We start from the raw sequence: 16945 nt of genomic DNA on the forward strand, positions 1-16945 counted from the left end.
CCTTGCATCTTACCCCTCCTACACGTAGGCCGGCTCCTGGTAGGTGCCGTAGACCTCCCTCAGGACGTCCATCATCTCCCCCAGGGTGCAGTAGGCTAGGGCGCACTCCACGAAGTGGGGCATGGTGTTCTGCCCCTCCACCGCCGCCCGCCTAAGGCCCTCTAGGGCCTCCTCCACCCGCTTGGGGTCCCGCTCCCGGCGGACGCGGGCCAGGCGCTCCGCCTGGACCCTTTCCACCTCGGGGTCTACGAGCTGGATGGGGACCTTTAGGGGGATCTCGTCGGTGAAAGCGTTCACCCCCACGATGATCCGCTCCTTGCGCTCCACCTCCTGCTGGTAGCGGTAGCTGGCCTCGGCGAGCTCCCGGAGGAAGTACCCCTCCTCAATGGCCCGCACCACCCCTCCCATGTGGCGGATCTCCTCAATGATCTCCATGGCCTGGCGCTCCATCTCGTCGGTGAGCCACTCCACGTAGTAGCTCCCCGCCAGGGGGTCAATGGTGTGGGTGACGCCCGTCTCGTAGGCGATGATCTGCTGGGTCCTGAGGGCGATGGTGGCCGACTCCTCCGTGGGCAGGGCCAGGGCCTCGTCGTAAGCGTCGGTGTGGAGGCTTTGCACCCCCCCAAGCACCGCCGCCAGGGCCTGGATGGCCACCCGGGCGATGTTGTTCAGGGGCTGCTGGGCGGTGAGGGAGACCCCGGCGGTCTGGGCGTGGGTGCGGAGCATCCAGCTTTGGGGGTTCTTGGCCCCGTAGCGGTAGCGCATCTCCTTGGCCCAGATGCGCCTTGCCGCCCGGAACTTGGCGATCTCCTCAAAGAAATCGTTGTGCACGTCAAAGAAGAAGCTGATCCTGGGGGCGAACTCGTCAATGTCCAGGCCCCGCTTGAGGGCCGCCTCCACGTACTCAAAGCCGTCCGCCAGGGTCCAGGCGAGCTCCTGCACCGCCGTAGAGCCCGCCTCCCGGATGTGGTAGCCGGAGACGGAGATGAAGTTCCACTTGGGGACGTTTTTGGGGCCCCACTCAAAGGTGTCGATGACCAGCTTCATGCTGGGCTCGGGGGGGAAGATGTACTCCTTCTGGGCGATGAACTCCTTGAGGATGTCGTTTTGGATGGTGCCCCCGAGCTTTTTCCAGTCGTAGCCCTTTTTCTTGGCCACCGCCAGGTACATGGCCCAGATGGCGTTGGCGGGGGAGTTGATGGTCATGGAGGTGGTGACCTCCTCGAGGTTAATCCCCTCAAAGAGGACCTCCATGTCGGCGAGGCTACTGACCGCCACCCCGCACTTTCCCACCTCCCCCTTGGCCAGGGGGTGGTCCGAGTCGTAGCCCATGAGGGTGGGGAGGTCAAAGGCCACGCTTAGGCCCGTCTGCCCCGCCTTGAGGAGCTTCTTGAAGCGCTCGTTGGTCTGCTCGGCGGTGCCGAACCCGGCGAACATCCGCATGGTCCAAAGCCGGGAGCGGTACATGGAGCCGTAGACCCCCCGGGTGTAGGGGAACTCCCCGGGAAAGCCCCGCTTCTCCTCGTACTCCGGGTCCAGGACCCCGATGTCCTCCGGGGTGTAGAGGGGCTCTGGGGCGATGTCCGAGAGGGTGCGGTGGGCGATGGGCCGCTCGGGGATCTTCTCCAGGCTCTTCCTATAGGTCTCCCTGAGCCAGTCGTGCTTCTTGCGCATGGGGGCCTCCTTTGCCCCATAGTTTACGCTTTTTTGCCGGGAAGGAAAAGAGCGTTAGGCTATACCCGCTTCCGCTCGCTTTCCGGCTCCACGTGGATGGTGATCACCAGGCCGGGGAAGGCCTCGGCCAAGGCCCTTTCCAGCTCGTCGCAGAGGCGGTGGGCCTCCGCCACCGGGGTCTTGCCCGGCACCACCAGGTGGAACTCCAGGAAGGTCCTGGGGCCCGCCCTCCGGGTCTTGAGGTCGTGGACCTCGAGGGCCCTTCCCCGGATGCGCTCCTGGAGGAAGGCGCGGATCTGCTCCACCTCCTCCGGGGGAAGGCCCTCGTCCATAAGCCCGCCCACCGAGTGGCGCACCAGGCGGAAGCCTATGAGGAGGATGTTCCCCGCCACCAAAAGGGCCAGAAGAGGGTCTAAGACCCAAAGCCCCGTGAGCCCGGAAAGCCCCACCCCGAGGAGGACCCCCGTGGAGGTGAGGACGTCGGAGAGGACGTGGTGCCCGTCGGCGATGAGGGCGGGGGAACGGTGGCGGCGGCCCTCTTCTAGTAGGTGATAGGCCAGAAGGCCGTTTAAGAGGGTGGCGAGGAGGCTCACCCCAAGCCCGGGACCGAGGCCCTCTAGGGGCACGGGGTGAAGGAGGCGGGGGAGGGCCTCCTTGGCGATGAGGAGGGCGGCCACCACCACCAAGACCCCTTCCAGCACGGCGGAGAAGTACTCGGCCTTGGTGTGGCCGAAGGGGTGGTTCTGGTCTGGCGGCTTGCGGGCGACCCGGAGGGCGAGGAGGGCGGCGAGGGCCGCGGCCACGTTCACCAAGGACTCGAGGGCATCCGAAAGCAGGGCCACCGAGCCCGTGAGCCCATAGGCCAGGGTCTTGAGCCCCAGGACGAGGAGGGCGACCACGAGGCTCAACCGGGCGGCGCCTTCGGCCATCTAGGCCCCTTCTTCCACCGCCTCCTTCTTTGGCTTGAGAAGGGGGAAGAGAAGGACATCCCTTAAGGAGGGCTGGTCCGTGAGGATCATGGCGAGGCGGTCTATCCCGAGGCCAAGCCCCGCCGCCGGGGGCATCCCGTACTCCAGGGCCAGGAGGAAGTCCTCGTCGGGCTCGGGGGCCTCCTCGTCCCCCGCTTGGCGGCGCCGGGCCTGCTCCAGGAAGCGCTCCCTCTGGTCCAGAGGGTCGTTGAGCTCGGAGTAGCAGGGGGCAAGCTCCATTCCCCCGGCGTAAAGGTCCCAGCGCTCCACAAGCCCGGGCTTCTCCCGGTGCCGCTTGGCCAGGGGGCTGATGGCCAGGGGGAAGTCAAAGACGAAGGTGGGGTCCTGGAGCTCGGGTTCCACGTAGAGGCCGAAGAGCTTGTCCAAAAGCTTGTAGCTCGGGACGTGGGCGAGCTCGGGGTGATGGGCGTCGGCCCAAAGCCTTAGGCGCTCCAGGTCCAGGGGGTCAAAGGGGAGGCCCGCCTTCTCCTTCAGGGCCTCCACGAAGGAGATGCGCTTGAAGGGCGGGGTGAAGTCCAAGGTGCGGCCCTGGTAGGGGATCTTGTAGGTGCCGAAGAGGTGGTACACGAGCCCCGAGAGGAGCTCCTCCACGAGGCTCGCCATGTCCAGGTAGTCGGCGTAGGCCCAGTAGGCCTCCAGCATGGTGAACTCGGGGTTGTGGTTGTGGTCAATCCCCTCGTTGCGGAAGTTGCGCCCGATCTCAAAGACCTTTTCAAACCCGCCCACGAGGAGGCGCTTGAGGTAGAGTTCCAGGGAGATCCGCAGGAAGAACTCGTGGTCTAAAGCGTTGTGGTAGGTCTTGAAGGGCCGGGCCTCCGCCCCGCCGGTGGTGGGCTGGAGGATGGGGGTTTCCACCTCCAAAAACCCCTTCTCCTCAAAGAAGCGGCGGATGTAGCGCACCATCTCCGTGCGCCTGCGGAAGACCTCCCGCACCTCGGGGTTGACGATGAGGTCCAGGTAGCGCTGGCGGTAGCGCACCTCCTTGTCCCGGATCCCGTGCCACTTGTCGGGAAGGGGGTGGAGGCTTTTCACCAGGGGGGTCCAGTCCAGGATCTTGACGGTGACCTCCCCGGTCTTGGTGGTGAAGACCGTGCCCTTGACCCCTAGGATATCCCCCACGTCCAGCTTCTTCAAAAGCTCGTAGCGGGGGGTGAGGTCCTTTTGGAAGTAGAGCTGGATCTTCCCCGTCTCGTCCAGGAGGTGGGCGAAGGTGACCTTGCCCATGCGCCTCAGGGCCACCAGGCGGCCCGCCACCGCCACCTCCTCGGGCCACTCCGTCTCGGGGGGGGCTCCCTTTTTGGCCTCGAGGATCTCCCGGGCGCTATGGGTCTTGGGGTAGCGGTAGGGGTAGGGGGCGAACCCCGCCTCCACCAGGGCCTCGAGGTTCTTCAGCCGTTGCTGGGTCTGCTCGTTCATCGTCCTAGCCGCGGATGGCCACCACCCGGTACTCCCGCTTGCCCTTGGGGGTCTCTAGGGTGAGGACGTCCCCCACCCGGTGGCCCAGGAGGGCCTTGCCCATGGGGGAGGCGTCGGAGATCTTCATGGGGGTTTCCAGGACGCTGGCCTCGGCGGGGGAGACCACCTGGACCAAAAGGTGCTCCCCGCTCAGGGGGTCTTCCAGCTCCACCACCGAGCCGAGCCCGATCACCTCGCCCCCCGGGCCCTCGATGATCACCGCCCGGGAGAGGGCATCCTCCAGGGCGTCAATCCGGGCCTCAATCCGGGCCTTCTCCTGCTTGGCCGCCTCGAGGCCCGAGTCGTCGTAGTCGTCGGAGGACTCCATGAGCTCCTGCAGGATCTTGGTGGCCTCCTGGAGGCGTTCCCGCTCCTGCTCTAGCTGCTTCATGAGCCTTTCGTAGCCGGCCTTGGTTAGCTTCACCTCGCGCGCCATAACCCACCTCGTAAGTCATGGAGGCCGGCCTTTGCCGACCTCCCGGCCCCGTGGCCCCATTCTCAGGTGAGTATACCCCGAAGGAGGATTTCCCTCAAACGCCGGGGCGGGGCGTGGCTTGCACAGCTTTGGGTGTCCAGGCAGAGGACCAGGTAGCGGAGGTGCTCCCGCTTTCCCCCCACCGCATGGCGGAAGAAGCCTAGGGCGCTTCCCGAGAGGTGGCGGTGGCAGGCCTCGCACACCTGGGGCCTTTGGGCGGTCCCCGGTAGGGGTTCCAGCTCCAGGCGGAGCTCCGGGGGGCCTTTTTCCAGGATCACCACCCGCCCCTCCTCGTCCCGGTAGTAGAGGATCTCCCCCAGGGGGAGGAGTTCAGGGGAGGTTCCTGGAAAAAGCTCCAGGATTAACTCCCGCTCCTCGTGTTCCATACCCCTAGCTTAGTCCAAGCCGGGCGAGGAGGGGGGGGAGAAAAAGCCAGGCTCCCACCCCCAGGGCCACCAGGCTCGCCAGGAGGACCGCCGCCGCCGCGGTGTCCTTGGCCCGCTTGGCCAGGGGGTGGTAGACGGGGGTGATGAGGTCGGTGAGGGCCTCGAGGGCGGTGTTCAAAAGCTCTAGGGAAAGGACGAGGCCCGCTAGGAGCAGGACGGGCAGGGGGTCCACCCCGAGCCAAAGGGCGAGCCCCACCGCCAAAAGCCCCAAGAGGACCTCAATGCGGAAGTTCCGCTGCACCCGCCAGGCGTAGGCGAGGCCCTCAAAGGCGTAGCCGAAGGAGCGCAAGACCCCCTTTAGAGGGCGAGGATCCTCTCTTGGACGCGGCGGAAGCCTTCCCAATCCTCCTCCTTCTGGTGGTCGTGGCCCAAAAGGTGCCAAAGGCCATGGGCCGCCAGGACCAGGACCTCTTCCTCCAGGGAGGCCCCCCGGGCCTCGGCCTGCCTCCTCGCCGTGTCCAGGCTGATCCAGATGTCCCCCAGGTGGGGGGGCACGAAGGGGTCCCCGGGCTCGTAATGGGGGAAGGAGAGGACGTCCGTGGCCTCGTCCTCCCCCCACCACGCTCGCTTGAGGGCCCGGAGGCGGCGGTCCCCGGTGAGGATCACCGTCACCTCCTTGTCCCCCACGCCGAGCTCCTCCATGAGCCGGGAGAGGGCCCGGCGGAGCCGGGGCCTAAGCCCCTTGGGGGGGCGTTTGTTGACCACCACCTCCACCACGCTCCGCCTCCTCGTAGGCCTTGATGATCCGGGCCACCAGGGGGTGGCGCACCACGTCCGACTCCTTGAAGTAGATGAAGGCGATGCCCTCTATGCCCTTGAGGATACGGGTGGCCTCCACCAGCCCCGACCGCTGGTGCTTGGGCAGGTCAATCTGGGTGACGTCGCCGGTGATCACCATCTTGGAGGAGAAGCCCATGCGGGTCAGGAACATCTTCATCTGCTCCGGGGTGGTGTTCTGGGCCTCGTCCAGGATGATGAAGGCATCGTTCAGGGTGCGGCCTCGCATGAAGGCCAAGGGGGCCACCTCAATGATCCCCGACTGCAGGTACTGCTCAAAGCGCTCGGCGTCAATCATGTCAAAGAGGGCGTCGTAGAGGGGCCTTAAGTAGGGGTCCACCTTGGCCTGGATGTCCCCCGGCAGAAAGCCCAGCTTCTCCCCCGCCTCCACCGCCGGGCGGGTGAGGACGATGCGCTTCACCTTGCGGGCCCTTAGGTGGCTCACCGCCATGGCCACCGCCAGGTAGGTCTTGCCCGTGCCGGCGGGGCCGATGCCGAAGGTGATGTCGTGCTGGGCGATGGCCTCCACGTAGCGCCTTTGCCCCGGGGTCTTGGGGCGGAGGCGGCCCGGGAGGGCGAGCTCCGTCTCGGGGGTGGTGGCCTGGTAAAGGCCCTCCCCCTCCTGGGCCAGGGCCACCGCCTGTTCCAAGGTGGGCTCGTCCAGCTCCGCCCCCTGGCGGAGGAGGGCGAGGAGGTCCCGCACCACGCTTTCCGCCACCTTCACCGCCTCGAGGTCGCCGGAAAGCTCCACCTGCTCCCCGCGGACCACGAGCTTTAACCGGTCCCCGAAGGCCTCGCGGAAAAGGGCCCGGAGCTTCTTTAGGTTTTTGTCCGCCTGGCCCAAAAAGGCCAGGGTTTCCTCGGGTTTTAGGGGGATTAGAACCCTTTGGGCCTCTTCAGGATTTCGTGCCATATCACCCCCTTGAGAAGGCTTTCCCGGTCGGTGGTGAGGAGGCGCTTCCTCTTGGGCTTTGGTGCCCCTTCCTCCTTCTCCTCGCGGAAGCGGACCTCCAAGGGCTTCCGTTCCGGGGCCACGGGTCTTTCCAGGCTCTCCCCTTCCTTAGGGGGGGAGGTTGGGGGGAGGACGGGTTGCGGCTTGGGTTTGGGCCGGGGCTTGGCCCGGGGTTTGGGAGCGGGCTCGGGCATGGGCAAGTCCTCGGGGAAGCCGGGGGGTGTGGCGGGAGGGCGCCTCAGGCCCTGGAGGGCGGGGAGGACGATGAAGAAGAGAAGGAAGAGGAGGCCCAAAAGGTCGTCTAAGCTCATTCCTCACCCTCGGGCTTGGCCGCGCGGCTGATGGACTCCCGCATGTCGGTGTCCGCCTCGATGTTCTTGAGGCGGTAGTAGTCCATCACCCCCAGGTTCCCCTTCTTCAAGGCCTCGGCCAGGGCCAGGGGCACCTGGGCCTGGGCCTCCACCAGCTTGGCCCGCATGGCCTCCACCAGGGCCCGGTTTTCTTGCTCGGCGGCCACCGCCATGGCCCGGCGCTCCTCCGCCTTGGCCTGGGCGATCTTCTTGTCGGCCTCCGCCTGGTCAATCTGGAGCTGGGCCCCGATGTTCTTGCCCACGTCCACGTCGGCGATGTCCACGGAGAGGATCTCAAAGGCGGTGCCGGCGTCTAGGCCCTTTTCCAAAACGGTCTTGGAGATGCGGTCCGGGTTCTCCAGGACCTCCTTGTGGGAGTTAGCGCTGCCGATGGTGGTGACGATCCCTTCCCCCACCCGGGCGATGATGGTCTCCTCCCCGGCCCCGCCCACCAGGCGGTCAATATTGGCCCGCACCGTGACCCTGGCGGTGGCGAGGAGCTGGATCCCGTCCTTGGCCACCGCGGCCACCATGGGGGTCTGGATCACCTTGGGGTTCACGCTCACCCGCACCGCCTCCAGGACGTCCCGCCCCGCCAGGTCAATGGCCGCCGCCCGGTCAAAGGTGAGCTTGATCCCCGCCTTGTCGGCGGCGATGAGGGCGTCCACCACCCGATCCACGTTGCCCCCGGCCAGGTAGTGGGCCTCGAGGCGGTCCAGCCGCACGTCCAGCCCCGCCTTGGTGGCCTTGATGAGGGGGTAGATGATCTTGGCCGGGGGAACGCGCCTTAGCCGCATGGCCACCAGGGTGAGGAGGGGAACCCTAACCCCAGCCGCCCAGGCGGAGATCCAAAGGCCTACGGGGATGAAGCTGAAGAAGAGGAAGACGAAGACGAGGACCAAAAGGGCCAGAAAGAGTACACCGAGTCCTTCCATAGCTATTCCTCCAAAGGTTCCACCAGCACCGTGGGCCCCCGCACCTCCACCACCCGGATGGCGGTGCCCTTGGGGATGAAGCCCCGGTGGGCCACCACGTCCACCCGCTTGGCCCCAAACTGGGCCACGCCCCCGGGCCTTAGGTCGGTGAGGGCGGTGCCGATGGCCCCCACCTCCACCGCCTCCTCCGTGGCGTGCTCGGCGATGGCGCTTTCCAGGACGAGGGCCCTTGCGGGCCGGGTCCTAGGCAGGTAGCGGAAGACCAGGACAAGGCCCAGGCCCAAGGCGATCACCGCGATGGCCAGGACCATGAGGGCGTTTTCCCCGAAGGTGAAGTAGACGGAGGCCAGGATGGCCCCCACCCCCAAGGCCCCGGCGATGCCGAAGCCCGGGAAGAGGAAGGCCTCGGCCAGGAGGAGCCCCACCCCCAGGAAGAAGAGGAGGAGCTCAAAGGCCCCGGAAAGCCCCGCAAGCCACCCCCCGGCGAAGTAGAGGGCGAGGAAGAGAAGCCCCAGAGCCCCCGCCACCCCAAACCCCGGGGTGAAAAGCTCCACCAAAAGGAGGAGAAGGCCCAAGGCGAGGAGGATCCCCGCCACGGCGGAGCTCGTGAGGAAGCGGGCCACCTGGACCCTGGGGCCGGGGGTGAGGCGCTCGGTCTCGGGGCTCAGGCCCGCCTGCCTCAAGGCTTCCCCCAGGCTCCCCGCCTTGAAGTCCGCCACCTTGAGCTCCACCGCCTTGTCCGCCGAGAGGGTGAGGGGCTCCCCTTTGGCGGAAAGCCCCGGGACCTCGAGGCTCGGGTCCACCATGGCCTCGGCCAGCTCCACGGGCCTGCCCCGGGCCTCGGCCACCGCCCGGAACTTGCCCTTGAGGGCGGAGATCACCTTTTGGTCCGCGGCCTGAGGCTCCTGGAAGGGCAGGGCCACCACGGGGAGGGCGGCCCCGATCTCCGAGCCCGGGAGCATGGCGATCTGGCGGCAGGAGAGGGCGATGAGGGCCCCGGCGGAGAAGGCGTTTTGCACCACGGCCAGGGTGGGGAGGGGGGTCTGGAGGATCCGGTCGGCGATGCGGATGGCGGCGTCCACCCGCCCCCCCGGGGTGTCTATGAGGAAGGCCACGCCGCTCGCCCCTTCCCTTTCGGCCCGGGTTAGGGCCTTCTCCACGAAAACCGCCAAGGCGGGGTCAATCTCTCCTTCTATGGGGATGAGGTAGGTCTTCCCCAGGGCCAGGGGAAGGAGGAAGACCAGAACCCAGAGCCTTTTCACCGCCCTTATTCTATAGGCCCCCCGGGAAGAAGTGTACCCCAAGCCGCGCTATCCTTAAGGGGATGCTGCGCTTCGCCGTGCTGGGCCACCCCGTGGCCCACTCCCTCTCCCCGGCCATGCACCGCTTCGCCCTGGAAAGCCTGGGGCTTAAGGGGGTTTACGAGGCCCTGGACACGCCCTTGGAGGCGCTTCCCGGGCGGCTAGAGGCGGTGCGGGAGGGCTATAGGGGGGTGAACCTCACCCTGCCCTTGAAGGAGGCGGCCCTGGGGCTTTTGGACTGGGTCTCCCCCGAGGCCCAAAGGATCGGGGCGGTGAACACCGTGCTCAACGTGGAGGGGAGGCTTCTTGGCTTCAACACCGACGCCCCGGGTTTTTTGGAGGCCTTAAAGGCGGGGGGGATTCCCCTAAAGGGCCCCGCCCTCGTCCTTGGGGCGGGGGGTGCGGGGCGGGCGGTGGCCTTCGCCCTGAAGGAAGCGGGCCTCGAGGTCTGGGTCTGGAACCGCACCCCAGAAAAGGCCCGCGCCCTGGCGGAGGCCTTCGGCCTGGAGGCCGTCCCCTTGGAAAAGGCGCGGGAGGCCAGGCTCCTGGTGAACGCCACCCGGGTGGGCCTGGAAGACCCCCAGGCCACGCCCTTGCCCCCAGAACTCTTCCCTCAGGAGGGGGCGGCGGTGGACCTGGTCTACAAGCCCCTTTGGACCCGCTTCCTAAAGGAGGCCCAGGCCAGGGGCCTTAAGGTGCAGACCGGGCTTCCCATGCTGGCCTGGCAGGGGGCCTTGGCCTTCCGCATCTGGACGGGCCTTCTCCCCGACCCCGAGGGGATGGAGCGGGCGGCCCTCGAGGCTTTGGGGGAATAAAATGAACCCATGAGGTTTCGCCGGGTACAGGTGGTGCTGGAGGAAGCCGAGTGGGCCAAGGTTAAGCGCTTGGCCTGGAGGCTCCGCCTGGCCCGGGGGCGTCCGGTGAGCGCTCAGGAAGTGCTGCGGGAGCTGGTGACCCGGGGGCTTAGGGAGGAGGCGCGCCCCAAGGAGGCGTACCAGGAGGTCCTCGAGGCCCTTCGTCTTCTAGGGGAGGAGGCCGTCGAGGGGCGGGATTTCCTGGAGGAGGACCGTCAAGCCCATGACGAGCGCCTGGGTGCTTGACGCCTCCGTGGCCGTGGTCGCAGTTACGGGGCACCCTTTGCGCGCTAAAGCGCAAGGGCTTTTGCAACGGGCAATCCAAGAGGAGCGGCTTCTTCTTGTCCCTCGGCTCTTTGCCTCTGAGGTGGCCTCGGCGCTACGGCGAGCGGCGTTTCACGGTGCCTTGACCCAGGAGGCGGCGGAGCGATCTTTGTATCTCATCCTAAAGCTTCCTTGGGTCTACACCCGGGATGAGGACTTGGCCCTATCCGCTTTGCGCTGGGCGGCCAGGCTGGGTCAGGTGCGGGCCTACGATGCTTTTTATGTGGCTCTGGCGGAGGCGGAAGGGGCCGAGTTCTGGACGGCGGATGGCCGTTTGGTGCAGGGGTTAAGAGCCTTGGGATTTTCCCGGGCCCGGGCGCTTGCGGAGGACCTGTGAGCCTCACCCTGGCGGGCTTGGTGATCCACGAGGAGGTGATCCGGAAAAGCCGCTTCATCGCCAAGGCGGCCCCCGTGGCCTCCGAGGCGGAGGCCCTGGATTTTCTTGAGAAAAACCGGGAAGAAGAGGCCACCCACAACGTCTACGCCTACAAGATAGGCTCCCTCTACCGCTTTTCCGACGACGGGGAGCCCTCGGGCACCGCCGGCAAACCCGTCCTCCACGCCATAGAGGCCCAGGGGCTGGACCGGGTAGCGGTCCTGGTGGTGCGCTACTTCGGCGGGGTGAAGCTGGGGGCGGGGGGGCTCGTGCGGGCCTATGGGGGGGTGGCGGCGGAGGCCTTGAGGCGGGCGCCCAAGGTCCCCTTGGTGGAGCGAGTGGCGCTCGCCTTCCTCGTGCCCTTCGCCGAGGTGGGCCGGGTCTACGCCCTCCTGGAGGCCCGCGCCCTAAAGGCCGAGGAGACCTACACCCCGGAGGGCGTGCGCTTCGCCCTCAAGCTCCCCGAGTCCGAGTGGGAAGGCTTTCTCCAGGCGCTCCTGGATGCCACCCGGGGCCAGGTCGCCCTGGAGTAGCATGGAGGCGATGCTTCCGCTCTTTGAACCCAAAGGCCGGGTCCTTTTGGTGGACGGCCATCACCTGGCCTACCGCACCTTCTTCGCTCTGAAGGGCCTCACCACAAGCCGCGGGGAGCCGGTGCAGGCGGTCTACGGCTTCGCCAAGAGCCTTCTTAAGGCCCTGAAGGAGGATGGGTACAAGGCCGTCATCGTGGTCTTTGACGCCAAGGCCCCCTCCTTCCGCCACGAGGCCTACGAGGGCTACAAGGCGGGCCGCGCCCCCACCCCCGAGGACTTCCCCCGGCAGCTTGCCCTCATCAAGGAACTGGTGGACCTCTTGGGGCTAAAGCGCCTCGAGGTGCCCGGCTATGAGGCGGACGACGTCCTGGCCACCCTAGCCAAGAAGGCGGAAGGGGAGGGTTACGAGGTGCGGATCCTCACCGCCGACCGGGACCTTTTCCAGCTCGTCTCCGACCGCGTCGCCGTCCTCCACCCCGAGGGCCACCTCATCACCCCGGAGTGGCTTTGGGAGAGGTACGGCCTGAAGCCCGAGCAGTGGGTGGACTTCCGCGCCCTCGTGGGGGACCCCTCCGACAACCTCCCGGGGGTCAAGGGCATCGGGGAAAAAACCGCCCTCAAGCTCCTCAAGGAGTGGGGAAGCCTGGAAAACCTTCTCAAGAACCTGGACCGGGTGAAGCCGGAAAGCGTCCGGGAGAAGATCCGGGCCCACCTGGAGGACCTCAGGCTCTCCCTGGAGCTTTCCCGGGTGCGCACCGACCTCCCCCTGGAGGTGGACTTCGCCAAGCGGGGCGAGCCTGACCGGGAGGCCCTGAAGGCCTTTTTGGAGAGGCTGGAGTTCGGAAGCCTCCTCCACGAGTTTGGCCTCCTCGAGGCCCCCGCCCCCCTGGAGGAGGCCCCCTGGCCCCCGCCGGAAGGGGCCTTCGTGGGCTTCGTCCTCTCCCGCCCCGAGCCCATGTGGGCGGAGCTTCGGGCCCTGGCCGCCGCCAAAGAGGGCCGGGTGCACCGGGCGGAAGACCCCATGGGGGGCCTTAGGGACCTAGGGGAGGTCCGGGGGCTTCTCGCCAAGGACCTGGCCGTCTTGGCCCTTCGCGAGGGGCTGGACCTCGCCCCACGGGACGACCCCATGCTCCTCGCCTACCTCCTGGACCCCTCCAACACCACCCCGGAAGGGGTGGCCCGGCGCTACGGGGGGGAGTGGACGGAGGACGCCGCCCACCGGGCCCTCCTCGCCGAGCGGCTCCAACAAAACCTCTTGGAACGCCTCAAGGGAGAGGAAAAGCTCCTTTGGCTCTACCAAGAGGTGGAAAAGCCCCTCTCCCGGGTCCTGGCCCACATGGAGGCCACCGGGGTAAGGCTGGACGTGGCCTACCTGAAGGCCCTTTCCCTGGAGGTGGAGGCGGAGCTTAAGCGGCTTGAGGAGGAGGTCTACCGCCTGGCGGGCCACCCCTTCAACCTGAACTCCCGGGACCAGCTGGAAAGGGTTCTCTTTGACGAGCTTAAGCTTCCCGCCATCGGCAAGACGGAGAAGACGGGCAAGCGCTCCACCAGCGCCGCCGTGCTGGAGGCTTTGAGGGAGGCCCACCCCATCGTGGAGCGGATCCTCCAGTACCGGGAGCTCGCCAAGCTGAAAAGCACCTACATAGACCCCCTCCCCGCCTTGGTCCACCCCAGGACGGGAAGGCTCCACACCCGCTTCAACCAGACGGCCACGGCCACGGGGAGGCTTAGTAGCTCCGACCCCAACCTGCAGAACATCCCCATCCGCACCCCCCTAGGCCAGAGGATCCGCAAGGCCTTCGTGGCCGAGGAGGGCTTTCTCCTGGTGGCCTTGGACTATAGCCAGATTGAGCTTCGGGTCCTCGCCCACCTCTCGGGGGACGAGAACCTGATAAGGGTCTTCCAGGAGGGGAAGGACATCCACGCCCAGACGGCCAGCTGGATGTTCGGCGTGCCCCTCGAGGCCGTGGACCCCCGGATGCGCCGGGCGGCCAAGACCATCAACTTCGGCGTCCTTTACGGGATGTCGGCCCACCGGCTTTCCCAGGAGCTTGCCATCCCCTACGAGGAGGCCGTGGCCTTCATTGAACGCTACTTCCAAAGCTACCCCAAGGTGCGGGCCTGGATTGAAAGGACCCTGGAGGAGGGGCGGCAAAGGGGCTACGTGGAGACCCTTTTCGGCCGCAGGCGCTACGTGCCCGACCTGAACGCCCGGGTGAAGAGCGTCCGGGAGGCGGCGGAGCGCATGGCCTTTAACATGCCCGTGCAGGGCACCGCCGCCGACCTGATGAAGCTCGCTATGGTGAGGCTCTTCCCTAGGCTTCCCGAGGTGGGGGCGAGGATGCTCCTCCAGGTCCACGACGAGCTCCTTCTCGAGGCGCCCAAGGAGCGGGCGGAGGAGGCGGCGGCCCTGGCCAAGGAGGTCATGGAGGGGGCCTATCCCCTCGCCGTGCCCCTGGAGGTGGAGGTGGGCATCGGGGAGGACTGGCTTTCCGCCAAGGGCTAGAAGAGGGCGTAGGCCGCCATCCCGAGGAGGACGCTAAGCCCCAGGTGGCGGGAAAGCCTCCAGGCAAGGAAGACCACGCAAAGGGCGGCCAGGGTCTTGGCCCACAACCAAGAAGGGGGCGGCGCGAAGGCGGAAACCAAGAAGAGGGCCACCACCAAGGCGGGCCCCGCCTGGCCCGGGGAAGGGCCTCTTTCCCCTCGCCAAGGCAGGTAGCGGAGGAGAAAGGTCCCCAGGGCCAGAACCAGGATGGGGATCATGGCCGCCTCCACAAGAAGCCCAAGACGCCCGCCAGGACAAGCCCCCAGGCGGTCTGGCCCAGGAGGTGAAGGGCGAAGGCCAAAAGCCCGGCACCCAGGGCCACCGGGTTTCGCAAATGAGGGAGGGCGAGGAGCAAAAAGAGGGCTGGCAGGGCGAAGGAAAGGCCCTCCCCCACCCCGGGAAGCTCCTGGAGCTGCGCGGCGCCGAAGGCGCCCAAAGAGGTGCCCAGGTTCCAGGCTAGGTAGGCGCCGAGGCCCAGGCCCAGGAAAAACCCCGTGCGGGCGGCTTGGGGCAGGCCGGGAAGGGACTTTAAGGCCACGGCGAAGACCTCGTCGGTGAGGAAGAAGGCCAGGAGGGGATGGCCCGCCAGGTATGGCCTTAGGGCGGGCCCGTAAAAGGCGTGGCGCAGGTTGAGGAGAAGGGCCACCCCTGCGGCGAGCCATGGCGAGGCGCCTTCCGCCAGGAGGCCGAGGAAGGCGAACTGGCTAGCTCCGGCGAAGACCAGAAGGGAAAGGAGCTGCACGGCCCAAGGAGCAAGCCCTGCGCCGACCCCAGCCATGCCGAAGGCCACGGCCACGGGAAAGTACCCCAAGGCCACGGGCCAGGCGGCGAGGAGCCCCTGGCGCAGGGGGCTTGGCGTGGGCGAGGGAAAGGTGGCCATAGAGGGGATTATAAAGAGGGTGGGGTATAGTGGGCCGGATGAGGCGCTACTTCGGCACCGACGGGGTGCGGGGAGAGGCGGGGAAGCCTCCCCTGACCCCGGAGTTCGTCCTGAAGCTCGGCCAGGCGGCGGGGGCCTACTTCCGGGCCCAGGAGGAAAGGCCCGTGGTCCTCATCGCCAAGGACACCCGGGAGTCCTCGGACCTCCTGGAAGCGGCCTTGGCGGCGGGGCTTATGAGCCAGGGGGTGCGGGTGGAGCACCTGGGGGTTTTGCCTACCCCCGGGGTGGCCCACCTCACCAAGGCCCTCAAGGCCACGGCGGGGGCCATGATCTCCGCCAGCCACAACCCCTACCAGGACAACGGCATCAAGTTCTTCGGCCCCACAGGGGAGAAGCTTCCCGACGAGGCCGAGGAGGCCATAGAGGCCCTCCTCGAGGAGGCCCACCCCACCCGGGGCATCGGCACCGTGGGGGACTTCCGGGAGGCCGAAAGGATGTACCTGGACTTCCTCCTGGCCCACGCCCCGGACCTTTCCGGCCTTAGGATCGGCCTGGATTTGGCCCACGGGGCCACCTACCGGGTGGGCCCCAAGCTCTTCCAGAAGGCGGGGGCCGAGGTCATGGCCTTCTTCAACACCCCAGACGGCCGGAACATCAACCGGGCCTGCGGCTCCACCCACCCCGAGGCCCTGGCCCGTTTCGTGGTGGAGCTCGGGCTGGACCTGGGCATCGCCTTTGACGGGGACGGGGACCGGGTGCAGTTCATAGACCGCAAGGGGCGCCTCTTCCACGGAGACCACATTCTCTACCTCACCGCCTTGGCCTACGGGGAAAAGGGCGTGGTGGGCACGGTGATGAGCAACATGGGCCTCGAGGTGGCCTTAAGGGCGAGGGGCCTCGCCTTCCACCGGGCGGCGGTGGGGGACCGGTACGTGCTGGAGATGCTCAAGGAAAAGGACCTGGCCTTGGGCGGGGAGCCTTCCGGGCACGTGATCTTCCGCCGCCACCACACCACGGGGGACGGCCTCCTCACCGCCCTCCTCACCCTCAAGGCCTTGAAGGCCTTAGGGGGGGACCTCGCCCACTGGTACGAGGCGCTTCCCCTCTACCCCCAGGTCCTCCTCAACGTACGGGTTTCCGACAAGGCCAAGGTGATGGCGGACCCGAGGCTTGGGGAGGCCGTCCGCGAGGCCGAGGCCCGCCTAAGGGGAAGGGGCCGGGTGAACGTCCGCCCCTCGGGGACCGAGCCCGTGGTGCGGGTCATGGTGGAGGCGGAAGAGGGGGCGGAGGAGGTGGCCCAGGCCCTGGCTGCCCTGGTCAAGGAGCTGGACCAGGGGGTAAGCTAGGGGCATGGGGCACGGGAAGGCCCACCTGGAAGCGCGCCTTCGGCGGGTCCTGGCCGAGGCCATCCAGGGCCTCGAGGACCCCAGGCTCTTCCTCCTCACCGTGGAGGCGGTGCGCCTCTCCCCGGACGGGCGGGTGCTTTCCGTCTACGTGGAGGCCTTCGCCGGGGAGGAGGAGGCCCTAAGGGCCCTCGCCCAGGCCCGCAGGCGGCTTCTGGCCGCCCTGGCCCAGAGGGTGCGCCTGCGCCACCTGCCCCGGTTGGAGTTCCTGCCGTGGAGAGCGTTATCCGCCTAAAGGTCCGCTACGCCGAGACCGACCAGATGGGGGTGGTCCACCACTCCGTTTATGCCGTCTACCTGGAGGCGGCGCGGGTGGAGTTCCTGGAGGCCATCGGCCTCCCCTACGCCCAGGTGGAGGCGAGAGGGGTCTACTTCCCCGTGGTGGAGCTCGGCCTCACCTTCCGCGCCCCGGCCCGCTTCGGGGACGTCCTCGAGGTGCGCGCGCGCCTTTCGGGCCTCTCCCCAAGGGACCTCCGCTTCGCCTACCGGGTGGAGCGGGAAGGGGCCCTTTTGGCGGAAGGCTTCACCCGCCACCTCTGCCAGGTGGGAAGCCGGGCGGCGCGGATCCCGGAGGACCTCTACCGGCTCCTTTCTAAGGTATACTCAGGCCCCCCTTTCGGATATTCACCCGCATATCCATTGACACGCCAATAAAGAAGGGGGCTTGGGTAAATAC

At 67.4% G+C, this 16945-nt stretch carries 21 protein-coding genes; 8 read left to right on the forward strand and 13 right to left on the reverse strand.

Features of this window, described 5'->3' with window-relative positions; all coding sequences use genetic code 11:
* Nucleotides 1–18 precede the first annotated feature (18 nt).
* From IEX93_RS02640 to IEX93_RS02690, 11 genes are all read right to left on the reverse strand, one after another.
* Nucleotides 19–1674 (reverse strand): acyl-CoA mutase large subunit family protein, encoded by a 1656-nt coding sequence (locus tag IEX93_RS02640; protein WP_188846170.1) that lies wholly within the window; start codon nt 1672–1674, stop codon nt 19–21.
* 59 nt (nt 1675–1733) lie between these two features.
* Nucleotides 1734–2603 (reverse strand): cation diffusion facilitator family transporter, encoded by an 870-nt coding sequence (locus IEX93_RS02645; RefSeq protein ID WP_188846171.1) that lies wholly within the window; start codon nt 2601–2603, stop codon nt 1734–1736.
* Complete coding sequence (gene lysS, locus IEX93_RS02650) at nt 2604–4079, reverse strand: lysine--tRNA ligase (RefSeq protein ID WP_188846173.1); 1476 nt, start codon at nt 4077–4079, stop codon at nt 2604–2606. It lies immediately after the preceding gene.
* 4 nt (nt 4080–4083) lie between these two features.
* The gene (locus IEX93_RS02655; protein WP_188846175.1) at nt 4084–4554 is read right to left on the reverse strand and encodes a GreA/GreB family elongation factor; all 471 of its coding nucleotides are present in this window, start codon (nt 4552–4554) and stop codon (nt 4084–4086) included.
* A gap of 62 nt (nt 4555–4616) precedes the next feature.
* Nucleotides 4617–4979: a hypothetical protein gene (locus IEX93_RS02660; protein WP_188846177.1), complete on the reverse strand. Its 363-nt coding sequence runs from the start codon at nt 4977–4979 to the stop codon at nt 4617–4619.
* 4 nt (nt 4980–4983) lie between these two features.
* The gene (locus IEX93_RS02665; protein WP_188846178.1) at nt 4984–5382 is read right to left on the reverse strand and encodes a diacylglycerol kinase; all 399 of its coding nucleotides are present in this window, start codon (nt 5380–5382) and stop codon (nt 4984–4986) included.
* Complete coding sequence (gene ybeY / locus IEX93_RS02670) at nt 5337–5756, reverse strand: rRNA maturation RNase YbeY (RefSeq protein WP_188846185.1); 420 nt, start codon at nt 5754–5756, stop codon at nt 5337–5339. The genes IEX93_RS02665 and ybeY overlap by 46 nt, the downstream gene beginning before the upstream one ends.
* Nucleotides 5713–6729, reverse strand: coding sequence for a PhoH family protein (locus IEX93_RS02675; protein WP_188846187.1), 1017 nt, complete (start codon nt 6727–6729; stop codon nt 5713–5715). Before IEX93_RS02675 ends, ybeY begins: the two co-directional genes overlap by 44 nt.
* Entirely contained in the window at nt 6693–7079 is a 387-nt protein-coding gene (locus IEX93_RS02680) for a hypothetical protein (RefSeq protein WP_188846189.1), read from the reverse strand. Before IEX93_RS02680 ends, IEX93_RS02675 begins: the two co-directional genes overlap by 37 nt.
* On the reverse strand, nt 7076–8053 hold the full coding sequence (gene floA, locus IEX93_RS02685; RefSeq protein ID WP_188846191.1) for a flotillin-like protein FloA: 978 nt from the start codon (nt 8051–8053) through the stop codon (nt 7076–7078). The genes IEX93_RS02680 and floA overlap by 4 nt, the downstream gene beginning before the upstream one ends.
* Nucleotides 8054–8055: 2 nt before the next feature.
* Nucleotides 8056–9315, reverse strand: a complete 1260-nt coding sequence (locus tag IEX93_RS02690; RefSeq protein WP_188846193.1) for an NfeD family protein — start codon at nt 9313–9315, stop codon at nt 8056–8058.
* Between the two features lie 62 nt (nt 9316–9377).
* Here IEX93_RS02690 and aroE point away from each other — a divergent pair, with 62 nt between their 5' ends.
* Genes aroE through polA form a run of 5 tightly spaced genes read left to right on the forward strand, consistent with a single transcriptional unit; the run spans nt 9378 to nt 13947 of the window.
* Entirely contained in the window at nt 9378–10169 is a 792-nt protein-coding gene (gene aroE / locus IEX93_RS02695) for a shikimate dehydrogenase (protein ID WP_188846196.1), read from the forward strand.
* Nucleotides 10170–10178: 9 nt separating this feature from the next.
* Nucleotides 10179–10454 (forward strand): hypothetical protein, encoded by a 276-nt coding sequence (locus IEX93_RS02700; RefSeq protein ID WP_188846198.1) that lies wholly within the window; start codon nt 10179–10181, stop codon nt 10452–10454.
* A complete protein-coding gene (locus IEX93_RS02705) occupies nt 10432–10869 on the forward strand; it encodes a type II toxin-antitoxin system VapC family toxin (RefSeq protein ID WP_188846200.1) in 438 nt (145 codons plus the stop codon). The genes IEX93_RS02700 and IEX93_RS02705 overlap by 23 nt, the downstream gene beginning before the upstream one ends.
* Nucleotides 10866–11441, forward strand: coding sequence for an IMPACT family protein (locus IEX93_RS02710; RefSeq protein WP_188846202.1), 576 nt, complete (start codon nt 10866–10868; stop codon nt 11439–11441). The genes IEX93_RS02705 and IEX93_RS02710 overlap by 4 nt, the downstream gene beginning before the upstream one ends.
* Nucleotide 11442: 1 nt before the next feature.
* Nucleotides 11443–13947, forward strand: coding sequence for a DNA polymerase I (polA, locus tag IEX93_RS02715; protein WP_188846204.1), 2505 nt, complete (start codon nt 11443–11445; stop codon nt 13945–13947).
* On the opposite strand, the gene IEX93_RS02720 is transcribed toward polA, so the two are convergent.
* A complete protein-coding gene (locus IEX93_RS02720) occupies nt 13944–14204 on the reverse strand; it encodes an AzlD domain-containing protein (protein WP_188846206.1) in 261 nt (86 codons plus the stop codon). The genes polA and IEX93_RS02720 overlap by 4 nt on opposite strands.
* A complete protein-coding gene (locus tag IEX93_RS02725; protein WP_188846223.1) occupies nt 14201–14833 on the reverse strand; it encodes an AzlC family ABC transporter permease in 633 nt (210 codons plus the stop codon). Before IEX93_RS02725 ends, IEX93_RS02720 begins: the two co-directional genes overlap by 4 nt.
* Before the next feature lie 71 nt (nt 14834–14904).
* Here IEX93_RS02725 and glmM point away from each other — a divergent pair, with 71 nt between their 5' ends.
* From glmM to IEX93_RS02740, 3 genes are read left to right on the forward strand one after another with little or no spacing between them, the layout of a single operon-like run.
* The gene (gene glmM, locus IEX93_RS02730; RefSeq protein ID WP_188846208.1) at nt 14905–16212 is read left to right on the forward strand and encodes a phosphoglucosamine mutase; all 1308 of its coding nucleotides are present in this window, start codon (nt 14905–14907) and stop codon (nt 16210–16212) included.
* 4 nt (nt 16213–16216) lie between these two features.
* On the forward strand, nt 16217–16504 hold the full coding sequence (locus IEX93_RS02735; RefSeq protein ID WP_188846210.1) for a ribosome-binding factor A: 288 nt from the start codon (nt 16217–16219) through the stop codon (nt 16502–16504).
* Entirely contained in the window at nt 16483–16923 is a 441-nt protein-coding gene (locus tag IEX93_RS02740) for an acyl-CoA thioesterase (RefSeq protein WP_188846212.1), read from the forward strand. Before IEX93_RS02735 ends, IEX93_RS02740 begins: the two co-directional genes overlap by 22 nt.
* Nucleotides 16924–16945: the final 22 nt, after the last annotated feature.

The organism is Thermus composti (assembly GCF_014647535.1).
Classification (GTDB): Bacteria; Deinococcota; Deinococci; order Deinococcales; family Thermaceae; genus Thermus; species Thermus composti.